The sequence below is a fragment of the Gordonia sp. w5E2 genome (assembly GCF_036540975.1).
GTDB lineage: Bacteria > Actinomycetota > Actinomycetes > Mycobacteriales > Mycobacteriaceae > Gordonia > Gordonia jacobaea.
In genome coordinates this window covers 4,390,850-4,411,000 of record NZ_CP144213.1, presented here as the reverse complement: position 1 = coordinate 4,411,000, position 20,151 = coordinate 4,390,850, and the positions used below count along the sequence as shown (strand labels likewise).

Here is a 20,151-nt window from a genome sequence, read left to right as displayed (position 1 = left end):
GCTTTCGAGTAGTTGCTCTACGGTGTGAGCCGTGCCGAGCGCATAGATGGACATAGGGTCCCTCTCCCAAACTGGCAACCCGAACTATCACGTACTCGATCGCACGCGGTGTAGTCAGTCCGCCAGAGTTAGTTGTGGCTTCGATGTATGGGGACGACGATACGCGCAGAGTTTTCGTGGTCTGATAAAAGGGGCTCACGGCTATGGATTGGTCCGCCAGTTCGCGCTACCATTGGCTCTCAGAGGTGAAACGGCATCAGGACCGCCGAGCAGACACTCTCGTTAACTCTGAATCGAAGTGATGCCAATGAACTGGCTCATACTCTGATCGCGGATCTCTGATCACTCTTTCCTGCCGAATCGCTTGAGCGATGAGCACACCTCGCCCTTGGAAGCAATTACTCAGCGAGTTCGTCCGCCAGGTCGGCCGAGCATGATGCCTGTTTCCAGGACGGTGATTGATGTCGAAACAATGTGTGCAAGCACGCAGTTGTGCGGTCAGATCATGTCGAAGTCCCATGCACAGACCCTCCGAGAGGATAGTGCCGTGCCGGAAAAACATGGCTTACAGGAAGACATCAAAGCAAGCGCCGGGGGTCCTGTAATAAGGATACGAGGTCTTGATGACACCGTGACGACTGTCCCCTGTGACGGCGTCCAAAGCCGCGAAGCGCTCAAGAACACACTTCCCATACGGCTTGTTCGTCATTTCTCGGGGCAGTGGTACTACTCGGGTAAACACTACTGCTTCACGATGGGCGCTCACGTGCAATACGAGTCATTGCGAGAGCTACGACGACTCCAGCTCGCAGATGCCGATCCGGAGATCATCGAGATCCATTCGCAGCCGTTTCGGCTCGTCGAACGGGCCGAGCGCCGCCTCCGCCGCTACACACCCGACTACGCCACGGTTTCGCGGTCGGGAGAGGTCACCATAGTGGAAGTCAAAACAGCTCCAGGACTCAACGATCCCAAAGTAGCTTCGTGCCTGCAGTGGGCGATGCCACGGATCCAAGCACTGGGCTGGAACACCGAGGTCCACGTGACCGAACCCGATGAGATGGTGTCACTCAACATGGGTTACCTCGACGGGTTTCGCGACCCGGAACTCACCAACTCCGATGTCACAACTGCCGCCCTTGAGGCGGTTCGAGCAGGCACATTGACCGTCGACGAGCTGGTCGAGAAACTTCAAGAACAGTTTCCACAATGGCCAGTCACCCCCGCTGTGCGCCACCTGATCTGGCGTCAACAACTCCGCGCCGACCTGCACCGATTCGTTCTGCGCGGCACCACAGAACTCTCGGAAGGGGTGCCACTCCCGGACTACCTGACCGACGAGGCGAGAGCATTGTTCCACCACCGCATCAGCGACTCCGTTCGCTGATCGTCGCCTATTCCACGAGCACACAACAGCCACCACCAGGGCAGGCGATAGACATCGCCTTCCACAAGAAACGAAGAACCATGGACCTATCCAGGAGTGCCGTGAGCGTAGTTCCCGGCACCAAAGTCGTGTATCACGGTCGGCCGGCTCACGTTGAGTCGATCAGTGCCGAAGTAGCTGTGCTGTCCTACGAAGACACCCCGGGATTCTGCACGATCTGGACTGGCTCCATGTCCGCGAACCCCAACTTCGTCGTCCTTGACGCCCTTCCGCCTGAGGGAAAGACATCTGCCGCCTCAGACATCGATCTAGCGCCCGAACAGGCGCAGCGCGACGCCTATGAATGGGAAGAACACGTCCTAGAGATCACCACGGGATACCGCAGCGGCACCTCAGATCGCGCGTTGAAGGGCGAACCCCGTTCCCAATACGCGCCCGAGATAGCTCTGGAAGAACGATATGCGGCGAAAGCAGCAGAGCTGGGGCTGACTACCTCCTGTGTGAAGAAGCGATGCGCAAACTACTGGGCCGCCGACGGCAACCCCGCAGCGCTACTCGACGGACGGTCAATCCGCCGAAAACTAGGGATGCACTCCATTGACGCCCGCTGGTTGGAAATCGCTGCCCGGCAGGTACGCGAGCACCCGGGAAAAACCAGAATCACTCGCAAAGCGATGATCAACCAAATCAATCAACTGTGTGAAAGGCAGTACGGCGGCAGGGTGCGACAGCCTGGCCGCACCACCGCATACGCGGCACTGACGGAGCTTTCCGCCGGTCGTTACACGTTCCGGTCGTCGGTACAGACCGAGAAGCAACTCGCGGATTCCCCGTCCGGCGAATTTCACGGCTTGCACGCGGACTACCCCACTCAATTCTTGATGCTCGACACTCACTATTTCGATGTCATCGGTCTCGACCGACTCACCAGTCGGTGGGTCAATCTTCAGCTGACGTTGCTCATCGACGTCTTCTGCAAGAAGGTTCCCAGTCTAATTCTAACGGAACGTTCGACTGATGCATTCGCAGTGATGCAGCTGCTGTATCGCTATTTCGCGCCGCTGCAACGGCCCGCCTACATGCAGCAACTCGGGTGGTTAGGTGTCCCCGACCACGTCGTCTACGATCCAGACAACACTGACTTCATCCAATCGCGCCGCCCAGTTGCTGGTGCAGTTATCCCCGATAACGCTAAGATTTTCATCGGTAAACAAACTGTATCGGTCTTGCGGGCGATGCACACAGATCTACGACCCGCACGGGCTAACCAGCCCACGGACAAAGGCCCCTGCGAACGTCTATTTCAAACAATAGAGTACTACCTGCAAGATGTTGCAGGACAAAAAGGTGGATCTGTGCAGGTGCGCGGGGAGGACATCGAAAAACAGGCGGCCTACTACGTGGATGAACTAGAAGAGATGATCTGTGATTTCCTAGCAAACGTCTATCACAAACAGATCCATCGCGGGATCCAGCTGCCGGATGCTCCACATCTTAAGCTGTCACCCAACGCGGCACACGAATTCGGCGTTCGGCGCTCGCTCGGAAAATTTGGCTTGACCGTACCGTCAAGCCCGGACCTTCTGCTGCGACTACTACCGCTGGTGTGGCGCACCATCACCACCAAAGGAGTGCAATACCGACTGCAGTACACCAGTCCTCAACTCCCACCCCCCGGATCCCGCAGCGGCACCGGTACCGGACCAGACATCGACAAGTTCCCGGTACGAGTCAACCCATGGGACATGCGCTACCTCTACTTAGAAAAATCGCCGGGAGAGTGGATTCGCCTGACATGGAACAAGGCGCGCTATGTCGATGGACCATTCACCGAGCGAACACTGTCGCTTGCTCGCGACTACCAACGCCGTTGCGATACGGCAGTCGACGACGTCCAAGCAATCAACGAAATACTCCACAAATTCGGTGCGGGTATCGCAGACACACCCCAAGAGCGGCGCGCGGCGTTGGAAGAACTCCGACGCGACCGCAACCCGCTAGAACCAACTCCGACCGTGACCCTCCGATCCGGCGGCGACCAGTGGGAGTCACCCTCAGACAGCGATTCTGAGATCGACCTCGACACCGACGTGGCTGTCCCCCTCCCCGATAGCGACGGCAACTACAACGAGCAGGAACTCGACGACTACTACAGCCGGGCCTCAGGAACTACCACCGACGATGTCGATGCATAAAGATATCGCAGTTCGTTCGCACCCTTCCAAAAGAAAGAGGAACACCCAGACACAGAAAACCGTACACGGCCCGATATCACTGAATATAGCACTGGAAACACAATGTCCAACTCGCAAAAGAAATTGTCCCCCGAACCCGATCTAAGGGTTGCCAGCTTGGTTCTCAAGGAGGGATTCAAGGCACTCGCCACGCACCCTCCGACACGGCCGGAACAACTAACCACGCCCCAGCTCAAGGCACTCAGCACCAGCGCACGCAGCGACTACAATCTGCGACGCCGTGCATACCACGCAAACTACGGACCAATCAAAACCCCCATGCTGATCAACGCGAACGAAACCATCGACATGGTGTACGAATGCGGTGTAGACAAGCGGGGAGACAAAGTGCGTGACTCCGTCATCATCAGTGCGTCACCAGGACTCGGTAAGACCACCATGGTCGTCGATTACGCCCAAAGAATCTTCAATGCCCAGCGGGCTGAACTTGGTGATTACCTTCCGTCCACCGATGCAGAACACATTCCAGTCGTGTATATCTCCATCCCATCGAACCCCAGCCCAAAGGCGATCGACGAAGCCATCTGCCGATTCTTCGGGGCACCCTTATCCGGCAACGAAGCGACGCTGCTCGCACGCGCACAGGACCACGTCCTATCGTGTGCAACCGTACTAGTCGTCGTCGATGAAGTGCAGTTCATCGACGCAACCACCCCGAGTGGACGGCGCAGCATCAACCATTTGAAGTCGCTCACCAACCACCTTCCGGCGACCTTCATCTTCGTCGGGACTGGCTTATTCGATGCCAAAGACCCCTACAACGAGGAACGCTCACACAACCTCGTGACACAGATGTCACGGCGCTGGACACCCATAGGATTCAGGGGATTCGGACTTAAAAACGAGGAACAACAACAGCAGTGGCATGACACGCTGCTCACAGTGGAGCGTGACCTGCTGCTAGTACACAAGCACCCCGGCATGCTCGCCGTCAATCTTGCTGAATACTTGTTCGCCAGGTCGAGTGGCCATATCAACTCGCTGATGTCACTAATCGCCCGTGGATCCCGTAAAGCCATTGCTACAGGGCAAGAATGCCTCACCCAGGATCTCCTCGACACAATCGCCATCGACGCCGAGGCTGAACGGCAACGCAAGGGCTATCTGGCGGAGATCGAATCCGGGGCAATCGGATCCAAGCACCTGAAATCGCGCGCTCGCGGCTCGAAAAAGGCGACGGTGGCATCATGATGACCACCCGGACGCTTGCCGTTCGCATCCCTGCCGTGCCGGGGGAGAGTATCGAATCGTGGACCGATGCCTACGCGAGCCGGTTCAACGTGCCTCGGAGCGTATTCCGCTATCTCAACTACGGTCTCCGGACCAGACATGGTCTAATCCAGCTGCCCGCCACCCCCGGTGGGCTTCAACCCCTTGCCGACGCCACCGAGACATCACTCGAAGACCTCCTCACGATGACCGAATACGCGTTCCCCACAGTGGACGCGAGCGCAGGGGCGTTTGCCCGACGCGAGGCCGACCAGCGGGGGTGGACTCTAAGAAACATCTTCCGTCTGCGTCCAGCGTCTCGATTCTGTCCGCACTGCCTCTCTGAGAACGGTGGACGATGGCTTCTCCGCTGGCGCATCGGCTGGGAGCTCGTATGTCCTCGTCATCAGTGTCTATTGGTCGATCTCTGTCAACGCTGCGGCACGAGCCCCGCCCTTCATCGGATGGCCACTGACATCCCCGTGTTGCAAGAGTGTGGCGCTCACATGCTAGACAACTCTGCCGACCCCGCCTGCACGTTCCCTCTGGGTCAGACCCTCACGGCCGGGCTTTCCGACGATGACCCTGCTCTCATCGCACAACGCACGGTCAGCAAAACCGTCAGCACCGCGATGTCCATCCCACGAGATGGAGTTACGGCGGACTCCGATACCGCCATACTCGACGCCGTCTCGTTTCTCGCTGACGCAAGGGTTTTGGCGATTCGCCTCAAGCGCGATGCGGACTGGAGTAAAGCAGCCAATGAACACTCCTCCCATTTCACTGGCCTGCTTGAGAACCTCACAGCAACCGACGTCGATCGCGGGTCGCTACTCGACGTCGCAGCTACCGCCACATCCGTCAGCATCCTCTCCGCCGACAATGCGACCGCCGCCGAGATGCTGCGCCTGCTGCTTCCAAGCTTCGGAACCGTCCTCTCACGAACAAGCGGGTACCGATACACAGCGCGCACCAACAAAGGTGGCCGCTTAGAGTCGATCTTCTGTGGTGCTAGCCAGGCGAATGACATAAACGCGCCAAAGCAGACATGGCGTCGTCCCCAGACATCGGGAGAACTCACCAGCCCACAGCACGCTGCAGTGTCCTCAATCCCGCAACGCATGTGGCCAACCTGGGCGGTTCGGCTCCTCATCCCCGGTCTCAACGAAGACTACGGGGCTGTCGGTCTCTCGCTGGCAACGGTCATCGCTGTCACGGGAAAACCGGTTGCTGATTGCGCAACGCTCCTCGGCATCGATGAAGACCCACGCCACATCGGTTCGGTCTGGCACAGAGCAGGAAGCGCGCGACTCCCACGGTCAGTCCTATCAGCCATCACACGACTCGGCGACTACCTCGTCGACCATCCAGGCAAGATCGACTACGACCGCCGTCGTCAACTGGACTACTCACAGCTCCTGCCCGAGGACAAATGGCGTCAGATCGCTACCGAACACGGCGTAGATATGGGGCGCCACGAACTGGCACGCGATTTTCTCTACCGGCGAGTCACACTGAACTACCAGCGAACACGGGGAGTCGCGGCATCCGATCGACGCACGCGCGAGGTACCTCGACTCCTTGCATTGCTCAGCCCGCAGATCGTCGAGGCGCTTGACCACCAGGCGAGTGTGTTCCTCAACAGCCTCGGAATTGACGAACCAGTGTGCGCAGAACCACCGATCGATCTGATCGCCGACCTAGACCTACCGGGGCCACCTGTGCCCCTACCACGGGACGACATCACGAACCTACTGCGCGCAGATAACCTATCGGTACGCGATGCGGCACGCGCCCTCGCGATCTCCCCTGCCGCACTGCGCATATACCTGAACGATCAACCTATCCAACGATCAACGAGACGCCGCATTCGAAGAAGTAAGTCGTCTGGTCAGCGTCCCGAAGCACCCCCGTCTGACAGCCGCAGCAGTGACGCGGCAGTGCATTCGAACACGGCGCCAGACGCACGCCGAGCGACGCTACCGTCGCGCGACACACTCTACGACGCGTACGTCACCCGGCGGCAGACCGTCCGCGAGATAAGCCGCGATCTCGACCTGAGCGAACACAAGGTGCGTATCCTTCTCCGTGAAAACGGAATTGAGGTCCGTGGACGGAAGACAGTTTCGGTCGACACCGCGCAGATCGTCGACCTCTACGTGACGCAGAACCAGCCGTCGACCGAAATCGCACGCCAGCTCGGTGTGTCGAGGACCACGATCACCAACCGCCTTCGCGAAGCTGGCATCACGATTCGCACTGGCGGCACGCAAGAAGGGGCGTCGGTTGTGTCCTTGCCCATCGAAGAAATCAAACATCTCTATGTCGATGAGCTCATGACTCTTGAACAGTTGAGCGTTCGGTACGGTGTGTGCAGACCCACGATTGCTCGCCGCCTCAAGGATAGCGGCGTCGTCATTTTTCGAGGCCGTCGAGTGGTGGATTACACCGCAACGCGCAGGGTCGAAGTGTCTACCCCAGTTGACGACGCAGTACCGCCTGCCGCGATTTCACCTGACGCGATCAAATCACTCTACGTCGACCGGAAACTAACGCTCCGCGCAACCGCCAAACGTTTTGGCATTAGTGAGTCTAGGCTTTGCGAAATAATGCGCGAGCAAGGCATCGCTATCCGTACTCCATCACGTCGCCCTCCTGGGGCCGGACGCGTTCGGCTACTGCCGATTGAAGAACTACGAGATCGCTACCTCAACAAGCATCAATCGATTGCCGATATTGCTGCTGCACTCGACGCCGCCCCCTCCACGGTCGGTAAGAGGATGCGCGCTGCAGGAATCATTCCCGCAGCTGCTCCCGAATCAAAAAAGAAATTAGTGCCCGGTGAGCTACTCAGGAAAAGGTACGAAGAAGAGGGGTGCCTAGTCAAAGACATTGCACACGAGTTCGGTGTTTCAAACGCGTGTATATACGAATGTTTGCATCGTGAAGGCATCCCCCTCCGCCGACCTCGAGGGAAATCGGTATGATGAAACTGCTGGTCACGGGATAGAGTCAGTCTTTGAGTGCTGACATGCAGTGGCCGGCGACCATATCGAGCAGCCGCGCCGGACCCGCCCCGTCAACGATCGGGGTCAGGGCGTCGAGCAAGTTCACGAAGCTCGTGACCCTTGCCCGCGAACGTCTATCACCCGAACAAACGCTTCGCTGGTGGTTGCATGGTGATGCTAGTGGCGAGACCTGGAACTGGTCAGATGGTCGGCGACGTCTGTGTCGGGATCGGCGACGACAGCGACATGGATCCCGACTTGGTATGCGAGGGTAACGAGAGCGTCGAGGCTGAACTTCGAGATGCGGCCGTTCATGAGTTCAGAGACTCGCGGTTGGGGGATGTCGAGGTTGGCGGCGGCAACGGTCTGCGACCAGCCGAATGTGACGATACGTTCGCGCAGTGCACGCATCAAAGCTGCTCGGACGCGCATGTTCTCAGCTTCGGCAGGGGTGTCCATGATGTCATCCCATACGCTCACTGGTCCTCCTTTATGCGATGCTGGGCAATGGGTGCGAGCTTGTGAGTGACGCTTCGCTCCGGATCCAACTTTGTGTCGAGCGGTCGTCTGTGTCTTTTTGGGTTATATCGTCGCTAGCGCGTATTCGAGACCTTCCGGCGACGTGAGACAAGTCATCGTGTATCGGCTCGAACAGATTCAGTTCGGCTCCAAGTCTACGACTGGCATGCCATGCCAAGTCAGGTGGCGTGTCCCCCGTGAGCCGGTCCGGGTTGTTTTAGAGTCCTGATTGCCCTGATGAGGGCGGAGAAGGGACGATGAAGAACATGGCAGGACGCAAGCGTCACTCGGCGGAGGACATCGTGCGCAAATTGCGCCGGGCCGATGAGTTGGCCGCGGAAGGCAAGACCGGCGAGGAGATCGCTGCCGATCTCGAGGTGTCGGCGGCCACGTTGTACAACTGGCGCCGCCAGTACGGCGGCATGGACGGCGACGCCGCGAAGGAACTCAAAGAGCTGCGCGAGCAGAACAGCCGACTCAAGCGGCTGCTCGCCGATGCCGAGCTCGAGAAAGACGCGCTGCGGGAGATCGCCAAGGGAAAATTCTGAGCCCGACCGCCAAACGCGCCGCCATCGACATGCTCAAGGACGTCAAGAGCATGTCAGAACGGATGGCGTGCAAGGTAGTTGGGCTTTCCCGTTCCGCCTATCGACGGCTGCCGCAAGCGCACACCCCGGCCGATCCCGACGCCGCACTGCGCGAGCAGCTACGCACGTATGCCCGCAAGAACCCCCGGCACGGGTTCCGGCGCGCGTGGGCACACCTGCGCTTCGACGACGGCATCGAGATCAACAAGAAGAAAGTGCATCGGTTGTGGAAAGAAGAGGGCCTGCAAGTGCGGCGCGCTCGGCGCCGCAAACGCGCCGGCCAGTCATCGGTCCCGGTCGTTGTCGCGGACGCACCGAAAGTGGTGTGGGCATTGGACTTTCAGTTCGATTCCACCGTGGATGGGAAGAAGATCAAGATCGCGTCCATGGTTGACGAACACACCCGGATGTCGTTGCTGAACATCGTGGACCGCTCGATTCCGGCTGAGCGGTTGATCGAGGAGTTGGAGAAGACGTTCGCGATCTGGGGTGGCCCGCCGATGGTGCTGCGCATGGACAACGGCCCTGAGTTCATCTCAGAAGCCCTGCAGGCGTTCTGTGCAGGGTCGGTCGGGATCTCCTACATTCCGCCCGGCACACCGTGGAACAACGGGTTCATCGAGTCGTTCAACAACCGGTTGCGCGACGAGTGTTTGAACCGCAACTGCTGGCCCACACTGATCGAGGCCCGCGTGGTCATCGACGACTTCAAAGACGACCACAACCACCGACACCGGCACTCAGCGCTGGGCTACCAAACGCCGGCCGAGTACGCTGCCGGATGCACCCACCAACATCACCCCGTGGGCTGCGAGATCGACTGACGATCACAACAAGGAACTGGCTCTAGAACTGCCTGGACCGGTTATCGGGGACCTGCCAGGAGCTCGTTCGGCGTGTCTGTTTCGCGTTCCCCGCGTCTGGTTAGACGCTCGCAACCAGCAACAACCACACATACGCCCACCCGGCACGCGGTCAGTGCCGAGGCTCGAACCGGCCAGCCGGGGCGATACACCCATGCCGGATGAAGACGACGCGTCCGAGGCGATTCGGGGCATCAGCCGATAGGAGTGAGCACACGACCGCTAGGTTGACCCGGTTGACCGACGGGATGTGTGGGCGTAAAACTAGAGGCAGGTGGTTGTCCAGGTTGACCGAAAGTGGGCTCGATGTCGGATCTGATGGATCGTAAGCAGGCGTTGCTCGACGAGTTGGGCAGCCTCTTGGATGTGCGGTTCGCCGTCGCCGAGGACTCTGGGGTTGACCCGGCGGTGTACGCGGACACCTCCCGAATTGCTAGGGCAATGATGGCGGCACTGCCGTCTGCAACCAGCGTGCATGATCAGACCGTTGGACCTTTCTACGACACTGCAGGACTGACCACCTGGCTTGATGTCAGCAAGCAGGCGCTCGCCAAACGCGTCAAGAACAACACCCTTATCGGCTGCCAGCTCGAATCCGGCACGTGGGTGTATCCGACGTGGCAGTTCACCGACGACGCCGTAGTCGACCGCCGGCTTTTGAGGGTGTGGCAAGTTTTGCGGGAGCACGCCAACGCGTGGACCGCGGCGCTGTGGATGTGCTCACCGAACGCCGCCCTCGACGACGAAACCGCCGTCGCGTATGTCAGGGGTGGCGGTGACGACGAGCTCACAGCGGCCCTCAACGCTGCCCGAGTCGATGCGGAACGCTGGGCGGCATGAGCAGCCGTGAATCGGTAGCGCTGCGTGAACCCGGCGGACGGGACTTGTCATCCTTCCCGACGGTCAGCATTCCCACGAGCGCACAGCTGTATCGAGGACATCGCACAGCCAATGGTGCATGGTTCTTCTCGAACGGAGGGGCAGGCCGTTTCGATCTCGACGCACCCCGCGGAACCTGCTACCTCGGTGTCGATCCAGACACCGCAGTCCGAGAAGTCCTGGGCGGGGCTGGTGCACGAGTAGGTGACATCTGATCTGGCTTGCCCTGCCGGGCGGCCTGGAAGGATGCCAGCTGTGCCCAAGCCCTATCCCCAGGAGTTCCGCGACGACGTTGTCCGCGTCGCCCAGAACCGTGAAGACGGTGTGACTCTCGAACAGATCGCTGCCGACTTCGGTATCCACCCGATGACCCTGAACAAGTGGATCCGCAAGGCCGACGTGGAGGCCGGGATCAAGCCCGGCACCACGTCGGCCGAATCGCGTGAGCTGCGCGAGGCCAAGCGGCGTGTGCGCCTGCTTGAACAGGAGAACGAGGTCTTACGCCGGGCGGCGGCGTACCTGTCCCAAGCGAATCTGCCGGGAAAAGGTGGTACCCGCTCGTGAGTGAGCTGGCCGCTGACGGCATCCCCGTCACGGTGGCGTGTCGGGTACTCAAGATCGCTCGCCAGCCCTACTACCGGTGGCGCAAGAACCCGATCACCGACGCCGAGCTCGCCGAGGCGTACCGGGCCAACGCCCTGTTCGACGCCCACCGCGAAGACCCGGAGTTCGGCTACCGCTACCTCGCCGACGAGGCCGAAGCCGCAGGCGAGAAGATGTGCCGGCGGACGGCGTGGCGGATCTGCTCCGCCGGCGGCTGGACCAGCACCATCAGCAAGAGAGGCCGCGGCAAGCACCGCAAGGCCGGCCCGCCTGTACACGACGATCTCGTCAAGAGAGACTTCACCGCGCCCGGCCCCAACGAGCTGTGGCTGACCGACATCACCGAGCACTGGACGGCCGAGGGCAAGCTGTACCTGTGCGCGATCAAGGACGTCTACTCGGGCCGGATCGTCGGGTACTCGATCGACTCGAGAATGAAGTCCCGCCTGGCCGTGGCCGCCCTGAACAGCGCTGTCGCCAGGCGAGGGGACGTGGCCGGCTGCGTTCTGCACAGCGATAGAGGGTCTCAATTTCGTTCGAAGAAGATGTAGAAGGCCATCACCCGGCACGGCATGCTCGGGTCGATGGGCAGGGTCGGTGCGTGTGGTGACAACGCGGCGATGGAGAGCTTCTTCTCGCTGCTACAGAACAACGTCCTCGACCGTCGATCCTTGTACTGCCCGGAGACGTTGATCGAGCCGCCACGGCCCTGGCGGTCGTGTAGCGACACCACAGTGGTCGTCAGACAAGTGACTGTTTCTGGGCCGGGGCTTCCCTAGGGTGGGTGCATGCCCGTTTGGCAGCCAGCTATCCCGCAAGGGTTGCGCCCCCATCTCCTTTCCTGGGTGGGGTACGACTTCACCAGTACCGACACCGTCCACCACGGGGTTCCCTCGATGGGCGTCACGGTGGTGCTGTCGCTCGGAGAGCCCATCGACTGTGGCTGGCTTCATGGCGACGCGCGGCATCTCTGTGACGTACTAGTCTCCGGCCTGCACACCACTCCGGCTCTGATCCAGTCGAGGGGACGCCAGCAGGGCCTCAAATTGTCGCTCCACCCGCTCTCGACCCGTCGGCTTCTCGGGCTGCCGGCCGGGGAACTGGCCGGCTCGATGGTTGATGTGAATGATCTCTCGTGGCCCAGGCACCTGCTCGACCAGCTGCGGCAGTCAATGTGGCCACGACGGTTCCACCTCTTGGCGGCATTCCTCACCAAGAGGCTCGAGCAGCATCCTCATGCACCGCGCGCAGACCTGGTCGAGGCACTCGCGCGGATCCATCGGACCCGAGGCACGATCCCCATCTCCGGCCTGGCTCAGGACGTTGGCCTGTCCAGACGGCGGCTCTCAAGCCTGTTCGACCTCGAGACCGGTCTCTCGCCCAAGCGGGTGGCGCGCATCGCTCGCTTCACCCATGCCAAAGACTTGGTCCAGCGTGGCGCCCAGCCCTCGGACGTCGCGGCGATGGCCGGCTACAGCGACCAACCGCACCTGTCCCGGGAATGGAAGTCGATGACTGGATGGACGCTGCGCCAGTCGAAGGACGATTTCCCATTGCTTCAAGACACCGACATGCTTCCGGCGTGAGGCTAGAGCCATGACGACACCACAGCTGTTCCACTGCCTGCGCTATACAAACGCCGATCGAGGCATCGACTTCCTCCAAGCCATCGGCTTCACCACCGCCATGATCGTGCGGGATCCTGATGACGCGACCTTGGTGGCCCATGCGCAACTTGCCTGGCGTGACAACGGGGGCATCATGCTCGGCTCTGTTCGGGACGATGACCCGCATTACGGGCCGGGGATCTGCAACCTGGTGGTCGCCAGTGATGAGGACGTGGACAGCCTCTTCGCCGCAGCCCTGGCACACGGCGCGACCACCGTCACGGAGCCCAACGACGCCCCCCACGGAGGGCGCAACGCATGTGTCGCTGACTTCGATGGCCACTGGTGGAACCTCGACTCCTACCCAGGAGCCTGAGCCGGGGAACACCCCTCGACACCGTCATGTGCCACGGCTCACGAGTTCGTGCACATCTCAATGAGCCCTGACCCACACAATCTCGCCGCCCGCGGCGGCAACTGGCCTTCCTGGGCGGCGCATGCCCCCAGGAAGGCCTCGTCATGTCCCACGCGAACGCCGCTCTCACCCCTCGCCACCGCCTGATCGTCGGCCGCTTGGTCGTCGATGACGGCTGGCCGATCAGCCAGGTCGCCGCCAGGTTCCAGGTCTCCTGGCCCACGGTGAAGCGCTGGGCCGACCGCTACCGCACCGGCGAGCCAATGCAGGACAGGTCATCCAGGCCGCATCACTCACCGAACAAGACCAACCAGCAGACTGCCAGGCGCTGCGTCCGTCTTCGCCTGCGACTACGGGAGGGGCCGGTGCAGTTGGCCAGCCGACTTGGGATAGCCCCGTCCACGGTCCACCGCATCCTTACAGACGTGCACTTGAACCGGCTGTCGCACGTCGACCGCGCCACGGGAGAACCGGTGCGCCGTTACGAGCACGATCACCCAGGTTCGATGCTGCACGTCGACGTGAAGAAGCTCGGCAACATTCCCGACGGCGGAGGATGGCGCTACGTCGGGCGGCGACAGGGCGACAAGAACCGGGCCGCTACACCCGACAAGCCGAAGAACAAGCACTACGACCCGTTGATGGGCATGGCTTCCGTCCATACCGTCATCGACGACCACTCCCGCGTCGCCTATGCCGAGATCCACGACGACGAAACCGCCCGCACTGCCACCGCCGTGCTGGTCCGAGCCGTCGAGTGGTTCAACGCCCGCGGCGTCACCGTCGAGCGGGTCCTGTCCGACAACGGCGGCGCGTACCGCTCACACCTGTGGCGCGACACCTGCGCCGAACTCGGTATCCGGCACAAGCGCACCCGGCCCTACAGGCCGCAGACCAACGGGAAAATCGAGCGCTTCCTCCGCACCCTGGCCGACGGATGGGCTTACGCCCGCTGCTACACCTCCGAAGCCGAACGACGGGGCGAGCTGGACGACTGGCTGCACTACTACAACCATCACCGGCCGCACACGGCCTGCGGGAACCTCCCGCCCTTCTCGCGATTGATCAACGTCTCCGGGCAGTACACCTAGAAACCGCCCCCGGACGCAGCCGTGCACCTTTTGACCGGAGCTGGCAGCGGAGTCATGCGGCTGCGTCCGGAGGTTGTCATCGGGTGCCGAGATACTGTGCAGCGCAGCAACATCAGCGAGCAGGGCGAGCCCGCTTCTCGCGGAGTGCGTCGCTCACCCTCTCGATGCCGATGACGGCCTTTCAGTCATTGTCCCAGCCTGTGCCCGCGAATGAACTCAGGATCGGTGCATAACGGGTCCGTAACTGCCAAGAGTATATGTCTGATAGGAGCGGACAGGCGTCTCCGCGGCCCTCCCGAGAGTCCGGATAACCGCTAGTCAGAAGCCCTATTTCACGCGGATATGTGCCAACACTGGCCGGATCTCACACGAACTGATGATCGTCGTCGTCGTCGCCTGCGCCCTTCTGCACCGACTCGACGAGGAAAGCGCTGCCCTGGAGCAGTCCGCTGCCATTTCGGAGTTCTATGCTTCAGTCGTCGGTTCGGAAACCTCGTTCAGTGCCATCGTCTTGACTGCCGCGATCTCTGATGCGTTGGCGCGCGTGCCCTTCTCTGCGCTCTTCACCCACTGCCGCAGTTCGGCGGCGACAAAACCCTTGACCGTCTGATCCTTCCCACCCGCGTCGCGGCGCTCGATACCGTAGTCCCCCACAAGCGACAGTGCTTCTTTCGCTCGCTGCCATGCTCCGTCTAGGCGCACAGCGGGCGTATGGCGCGACTTACCTGCCTCTCCGTCGCTCGTTGTCTCGCACGTGACGCTGACGAACCACATAACCCACGCGATGTGAATCCCGACGTGCCATCCCAGCAGCTGCCGGTACCGCTGCGACTGGCCGCACCAGTAGTTGCGCTTCGAGTACTGGTTGAGTACCAGGGTCAGTTGGGCGAGCGAGGCGTCTACCACGTAGAAGTTCTTGAACAGCTCTGGATCGATCTTCACGGTCTCCTGCTCCTCCCGGTCGGAGCCTTGGGTATCGGCAGTTCCCCCGAGCCTGCATCCCGCTCGTCTTAGGTGACCGATCGCGCCTTTCGGCTTCTTGCGTGACGGTGAGCGCCCGTACTTCCACCAGTCGAACTCTGCGTCCGAGAACCCCGATCGCGCATCCGCGCCCGCGCCGGACGTGACTGCACGATGAACCTCTCGCGCGTCCTTGTTTCGGGCACTCCAGCGACTGGAAAGGAACAACGTCAACGTGAGAACTGCGGGCGTCACCAGTGCCACGAGGGGCCAGAAGTACAAGTCCGCAAGGTTTCCATCGGCAGCGAGGAGCATGCCCCTATTTCATCAACCTCACGATCGCGCGTCTGTCGTTCCGCGAAGGACAGCGCCCCGTGGGGTGGTGGACATTCAACCGCTCGCCCGTGCCCGTGACTCCGATGCTCCGCGTTGGTGCTCGGTCCCGTACAACCAGACTCGGGCACGCGGGTCGTCGCAAATTCGTAGCGAAGCGGGCCCGTTACCGCTGGGAGGAAATCTTCGAATAGTCGCGAACAAACGTCGTGCGCGGCCCCTAGGTGTACTGACCCGGAACGTTAGGTACAGAGTTCGGCGAGTCGACGTGACATAGGGAAGACCTCCGAGTGAGGTGTGGAGCTGTCTAAGAACCGCTCCTCAACCCGGAGGTCTTCATGTCCCACCGTAATTCACCGCTGTCCCCGACTGGCCGGTTGCGTCTGGCTCGGTGTGTTGTGGACGACCGGTGGCCACTGCGCCGCGCAGCTGACCGGTTCAACGTGTCAGTCACCACGGCCAAGCGATGGGCGGATCGCTACCGCGACCACGGGCCGGCCGGAATGGGTGATCGGTCCAGCCGGCCCCGATCGTGTCCGCATCGCACCAGCCGGCGCCGGGAACGCCGGGTCGTCGGGTTACGCGTCTCCCGCCGCTGGGGGCCAGCCCGGATCGGATACCACCTGGGGTTGAACGTCTCCACGGTGCACCGCATCCTCACCCGCTACGGCTGCCTACGACTGTCGTGGATCGACCCGGCAACCGGGGCGCCGGTACGTGCCCGCAGACGCGAGATTCGCCGGTACGAACACCAAGCGCCCGGAGACTTGATCCACGTCGACATCAAAAAGCTCGGCAGAATCCCCGACGGCGGTGGACATCGCGTACACGGCCGCGCCCAGGGCACCCGCAACTCCAGTGCCCACCGCGAGCCTGGACGAACCCGCAAAGTTGCTGGCCGCCCCAACCTGGGGTACGCGTATCTGCATCACGCCGTCGACGACCACTCCCGCTACGCCTACTCCGAGATCCTCGCTGATGAGAAGAAGGAAACCGCGACCGCGTTCATGACTCGGGCGTTGGCGCACTTCGCCTCGATCGGTGTCACCACCGCGCGAGTGATGACCGACAACGGGTCGTGTTACCGGTCCCGCATATTTCGGGACTTGTTGCACGACAACAAGATCAAGCACAAGTGGACCAGACCGTACCGGCCGCAAACCAACGGCAAGGTCGAACGATTCAACCGGACCCTGCAGGAGGAATGGGCCTACGCCCGTCCCTACCTCAGTGAAACCGAACGCGTCGCGGCCTTCCCCGAGTTCCTTCGCATCTACAATCACGAACGCGGCCACACCGCACTCCGAGGCAACTCACCCGCCGACCGCGTACCCAACCTGTCGGGTCAGTACACCTAGGGCGCCCGAATAGCTACTGGCCCAGGGAGCAATTCCGCGGACTGAATCCGATCCTGATCCGAATCTCACAGGCGTAGAGAGTCCTCACTAGTGAGAGTTGAGATCCAGATCCAAACCCGATTCGTTCAAGGTTTCCGTGACGCAAATCAGACGATCCACACGCATCAGACCCGCTGTCCACCAGCCGCCAGTTCACGGCCTCGTTTGTGGGGTCGGCCGGTATCGAACGCCGACACCATCGCGGTCACGGCCATGCCGCCAGCACGGCGAGCGACTGCGTTGATCGTCGCGTCTCAGGCGGTGGACAAACCAGACCGAGCACGTGCGCGCTTCAGTCCATGCTGCTGCGCTCGTGTACAGGGTTCCCTCCACGACGCGCTGCAGGGCCGACTAGCGTCTTGTCCGGAGGCGCGGGCTGCGGCAACGACCCTCTGGCTTGGCGTGAGGAAAGGGACATGGATTGAGCAAGCTCGGCAACTTCGTATGGGGGATTGCAGACCAACTGCGTGGCGTTTACAAACCGCACCAGTACGGCGGCGTCATTCTGCCGTTCACCATCCTCCGCCGCCTGGACTGCATCCTTGAACCCACCCGCGACGAAGTACGCAGCCTCGCAGCGAAATACTCCGACGGTGCGCTCGACGTTCAGGTAAAACGCAAGACCGGGTTGAGCTTCTACAACACCAGCCCCTTCGACTTCCGGACGCTGCTCGAAGATCCCGAGGGTCTGCGCGCGAACCTGATGGACTACATCGCGAGCTTTTCCGCGAACATCGACGTGTTCGAGCGCTTCAAGTTCGAGAACGAACTCGCCACCCTCGATGAGAAGAACCGCCTCTACCTCGTGACGTCACAGTTCGCCGAGGTGGACCTGCACCCAACCGTGGTCTCCAACGCTGCGATGGGCGACCTGTTCGAGCACCTGATCTACAAATTCGCCGAGGCCTCCAACGAGGAAGCCGGCGAGCACTACACGCCACGCGACGCCATCCGCCTCATGGTCGATCTTCTCTTCGCCGAGGAGAACGAGTCACTGCTCGAGCCGGGCACCATCCGAAGCATCTACGACCCCACCGCCGGCACCGGCGGCATGCTGTCAGTCGCCGAAGAACGACTCCTCGAACGTAACCCAGACGCACGTCTGCGCCTCTACGGCCAGGAGATCAACGACCAGTCGTATGCGATCTGCAAATCCGACATGATCGCCAAAGGCCAGGATGCCAGCAACATCCAACTCGGCGACACCCTCGACGACGACAAGTTCTTCGACCGCACCTTCGACTTCTGCATGTCCAACCCGCCCTACGGCGTGGACTGGAAGGCATCGCAGGAATCGGTCAAGAAGGAAGCACTCGCGCAGGGGTCGCGCTTCTCGCACGGACTCCCCTCCATCGGTGACGGCCAAATGCTCTTCCTGTGCCACCTGGCATCCAAGATGCGTCCCGAGCATGACGGCGGTGGGCGCGCCGGAATCGTCCTCAACGGCTCACCACTGTTCAACGGTGCAGCTGAATCCGGACCATCGAAAATCCGCCAATGGCTGCTGGAATCCGATCTGGTCGAGTCGATCATCGCGCTGCCCACCAACATGTTCTTCAACACCGGCATCGCCACCTACATCTGGCTACTCGACAACTCCAAGCAACCCGAACGCGAGGGCAAGATCCAACTGATCGACGCCACCTCGTTCTGGACCAAGATGCGCAAGAGCCTGGGCTCCAAGAATCGCGAACTCGACGAGAAGGCCCGCGACCGTATCCTCGCCCTTTACGACGCTTTCGACGAGGCTGACCCCGACTATTCCAAAGTCTTCACCGCCAACGACTTCGGCTACTGGACCATCACCGTCGAGCAACCGCTACTCACCGACACCGGCAAAGTCTCGAAAGACCGCAAGGGCAATCCAAAGCCCGACCCCAAGAAGCGCGACACCGAGAACATCCCTTTCACCTACAACGGCAACACCGGCGGCGACGACGGCCGAGATGCGACAGTCAAGGCGTACTTCGAGGCCGAGGTACTGGCGCACGTTCCCGAAGCCTGGATCGACGAGTCGAAAACCAAAGTGGGTTACGAGATCCCGTTCACCCGCCACTTCTATAAATACGTCCCACCCCGACCACTGGCCGAGATCGACGCCGACTTGGAGAAGCAAGTCGCCAAGATCATGGAGCTGATGCGGGAGGTAGAAGGGTGACAGAACCGCTCCCGACCGGATGGACGCGCGCCAATATCCGCCACTTCGCCTCAATGAGAACGGGGCACACACCGAGTCGGTCCAACTCCGAGTACTGGGCGAACACGACTATCCCATGGTTCACATTGGCCGACGTATGGCAGCTGCGCGATGGTCGCCGCACTTACCTCGGCGAGACTACGAACCAGATCTCAGAGCTCGGCCTCGCGAACTCTGCCGCCGAACTCCTGCCCGCTGGAACAGTCGTGCTCTCGCGAACCGCATCGGTCGGGTTTACAGGGATCATGCCTAGGCCAATGGCCACGAGTCAGGACTTTTGGAACTGGGTGTGTGGCCCAAACCTGTTGCCGGAGTATCTCAATTACCAGCTGCGTTCGATGGCTCAAGACCTTCGTGGACTCAACTTGGGGTCCACCCACCAGACCATCTACAAGGCTGACGCCTCGGCGATCGAGATACTGGTCCCTCCCCTCGATGAGCAGCGCGCCATCGCCGACTTTCTGGACCGGGAGACGGCCCGGATCGACACGCTTATCGAAGAACAGCAGCGGCTCACTAACCTGCTGCGTGAGCGCAAGTTAGCAGTGATCGAATCGTCTCTTGCCATCGATGGGACGACTGCCCAAGGAATGCGACTAAAACACTTTGTCACTGAGGTCAAGCAGGGTTGGAGTCCACAATGCTATCCATGGCCAGGTGACGGAACTACCACGTGGGCTGTGTTAAAAGCCGGTGCAGCAAATGGTGGCGCCTTCCGACCGAACGAAACAAGGAACTGCCCGATAGTGAAGTGCCGCGGCCAGAAGCGGTCGTGAAGAATGGGCAGCTCATTGTCTCAAGAGCGAACACTCGAGAGCTCGTAGGCAGCGCTGCAGTTGTA

At 61.0% G+C, this 20,151-nt stretch carries 15 protein-coding genes and 1 pseudogene; 14 read left to right on the top strand and 2 right to left on the bottom strand.

Translation table 11 applies throughout. The features are described from left to right. The first annotated feature begins 433 nt into the window (after positions 1-433). The 4 genes from RND64_RS19915 (at position 434) to RND64_RS19900 (ending at position 7,838) form a co-directional block, all read left to right on the top strand. The gene (locus tag RND64_RS19915; RefSeq protein ID WP_083444510.1) at positions 434-1,387 is read left to right on the top strand and encodes a TnsA-like heteromeric transposase endonuclease subunit; all 954 of its coding nucleotides are present in this window, start codon (positions 434-436) and stop codon (positions 1,385-1,387) included. A gap of 101 nt (positions 1,388-1,488) precedes the next feature. Continuing rightward, positions 1,489-3,582 carry a transposase gene (locus RND64_RS19910; RefSeq protein ID WP_007237587.1) on the top strand — a complete coding sequence of 698 codons (2,094 nt, stop codon included), beginning with the start codon at positions 1,489-1,491 and terminating at the stop codon, positions 3,580-3,582. 102 nt (positions 3,583-3,684) lie between these two features. Continuing rightward, positions 3,685-4,833: an ATP-binding protein gene (locus RND64_RS19905; RefSeq protein ID WP_005180180.1), complete on the top strand. Its 1,149-nt coding sequence runs from the start codon at positions 3,685-3,687 to the stop codon at positions 4,831-4,833. Further along, a complete protein-coding gene (locus RND64_RS19900) occupies positions 4,830-7,838 on the top strand; it encodes a TniQ family protein (RefSeq protein ID WP_049701074.1) in 3,009 nt (1,002 codons plus the stop codon). Before RND64_RS19905 ends, RND64_RS19900 begins: the two co-directional genes overlap by 4 nt. A gap of 198 nt (positions 7,839-8,036) precedes the next feature. Here RND64_RS19900 and RND64_RS19895 read toward each other — a convergent pair whose 3' ends face one another. Continuing rightward, positions 8,037-8,339, bottom strand: coding sequence for a helix-turn-helix domain-containing protein (locus RND64_RS19895; protein ID WP_005180184.1), 303 nt, complete (start codon positions 8,337-8,339; stop codon positions 8,037-8,039). A 305-nt stretch (positions 8,340-8,644) separates the two neighbouring features. Between RND64_RS19895 and RND64_RS19890 the strand changes: the two genes are divergently transcribed. The 7 genes and pseudogenes from RND64_RS19890 (at position 8,645) to RND64_RS19860 (ending at position 14,423) form a co-directional block, all read left to right on the top strand. After that, a protein-coding gene (locus tag RND64_RS19890) for an IS3 family transposase (protein ID WP_442903957.1) occupies positions 8,645-9,789 on the top strand; the annotation gives its coding sequence in 2 pieces (ribosomal slippage) (positions 8,645-8,912 and positions 8,912-9,789; 1,146 coding nt in all). Between the two features lie 345 nt (positions 9,790-10,134). Continuing rightward, positions 10,135-10,668: a hypothetical protein gene (locus RND64_RS19885; protein ID WP_005180782.1), complete on the top strand. Its 534-nt coding sequence runs from the start codon at positions 10,135-10,137 to the stop codon at positions 10,666-10,668. Beyond that, positions 10,665-10,922, top strand: a complete 258-nt coding sequence (locus tag RND64_RS19880) for a hypothetical protein (RefSeq protein WP_053117565.1) — start codon at positions 10,665-10,667, stop codon at positions 10,920-10,922. The genes RND64_RS19885 and RND64_RS19880 overlap by 4 nt, the downstream gene beginning before the upstream one ends. A gap of 40 nt (positions 10,923-10,962) precedes the next feature. Next, positions 10,963-11,978, top strand: a pseudogene (locus RND64_RS19875) (IS3 family transposase); the annotation flags it as partial. Between the two features lie 120 nt (positions 11,979-12,098). Continuing rightward, a complete protein-coding gene (locus RND64_RS19870; RefSeq protein ID WP_005180139.1) occupies positions 12,099-12,896 on the top strand; it encodes a helix-turn-helix domain-containing protein in 798 nt (265 codons plus the stop codon). 10 nt (positions 12,897-12,906) lie between these two features. Further along, a complete protein-coding gene (locus RND64_RS19865) occupies positions 12,907-13,293 on the top strand; it encodes a VOC family protein (RefSeq protein ID WP_005180136.1) in 387 nt (128 codons plus the stop codon). Positions 13,294-13,436: 143 nt separating this feature from the next. After that, a complete protein-coding gene (locus tag RND64_RS19860) occupies positions 13,437-14,423 on the top strand; it encodes an IS481 family transposase (RefSeq protein ID WP_270484528.1) in 987 nt (328 codons plus the stop codon). A 465-nt stretch (positions 14,424-14,888) separates the two neighbouring features. Here the strand turns inward: RND64_RS19860 and RND64_RS19855 are convergent, their stop codons facing one another. Continuing rightward, a complete protein-coding gene (locus RND64_RS19855) occupies positions 14,889-15,665 on the bottom strand; it encodes a hypothetical protein (protein ID WP_152930115.1) in 777 nt (258 codons plus the stop codon). Between the two features lie 389 nt (positions 15,666-16,054). Here RND64_RS19855 and RND64_RS19850 point away from each other — a divergent pair, with 389 nt between their 5' ends. The 3 genes from RND64_RS19850 to RND64_RS19840 all read left to right on the top strand — a co-directional run bounded on the left by RND64_RS19850 (position 16,055) and on the right by RND64_RS19840 (position 20,086). Continuing rightward, positions 16,055-17,074 carry an IS481 family transposase gene (locus RND64_RS19850; protein WP_143932887.1) on the top strand — a complete coding sequence of 340 codons (1,020 nt, stop codon included), beginning with the start codon at positions 16,055-16,057 and terminating at the stop codon, positions 17,072-17,074. 460 nt (positions 17,075-17,534) lie between these two features. Then, a complete protein-coding gene (locus RND64_RS19845; RefSeq protein ID WP_049700074.1) occupies positions 17,535-19,271 on the top strand; it encodes a type I restriction-modification system subunit M in 1,737 nt (578 codons plus the stop codon). Continuing rightward, positions 19,268-20,086 carry a restriction endonuclease subunit S gene (locus RND64_RS19840; RefSeq protein ID WP_053117498.1) on the top strand — a complete coding sequence of 273 codons (819 nt, stop codon included), beginning with the start codon at positions 19,268-19,270 and terminating at the stop codon, positions 20,084-20,086. The genes RND64_RS19845 and RND64_RS19840 overlap by 4 nt, the downstream gene beginning before the upstream one ends. Positions 20,087-20,151: the final 65 nt, after the last annotated feature.

What these genes read in the sequence shown, in the direction of transcription:
- RND64_RS19915 (WP_083444510.1), top strand. Translation starts at nt 434, where the DNA reads ATGATGCCTGTTTCCAGGACGGTGATTGATGTCGAAACAATGTGTGCA.
- RND64_RS19905 (WP_005180180.1), top strand. Translation starts at nt 3,685, where the DNA reads ATGTCCAACTCGCAAAAGAAATTGTCCCCCGAACCCGATCTAAGGGTT.
- RND64_RS19900 (WP_049701074.1), top strand. Translation starts at nt 4,830, where the DNA reads ATGATGACCACCCGGACGCTTGCCGTTCGCATCCCTGCCGTGCCGGGG.
- RND64_RS19885 (WP_005180782.1), top strand. Translation starts at nt 10,135, where the DNA reads ATGTCGGATCTGATGGATCGTAAGCAGGCGTTGCTCGACGAGTTGGGC.
- RND64_RS19880 (WP_053117565.1), top strand. Translation starts at nt 10,665, where the DNA reads ATGAGCAGCCGTGAATCGGTAGCGCTGCGTGAACCCGGCGGACGGGAC.
- RND64_RS19870 (WP_005180139.1), top strand. Translation starts at nt 12,099, where the DNA reads ATGCCCGTTTGGCAGCCAGCTATCCCGCAAGGGTTGCGCCCCCATCTC.
- RND64_RS19865 (WP_005180136.1), top strand. Translation starts at nt 12,907, where the DNA reads ATGACGACACCACAGCTGTTCCACTGCCTGCGCTATACAAACGCCGAT.
- RND64_RS19860 (WP_270484528.1), top strand. Translation starts at nt 13,437, where the DNA reads ATGTCCCACGCGAACGCCGCTCTCACCCCTCGCCACCGCCTGATCGTC.
- RND64_RS19850 (WP_143932887.1), top strand. Translation starts at nt 16,055, where the DNA reads ATGTCCCACCGTAATTCACCGCTGTCCCCGACTGGCCGGTTGCGTCTG.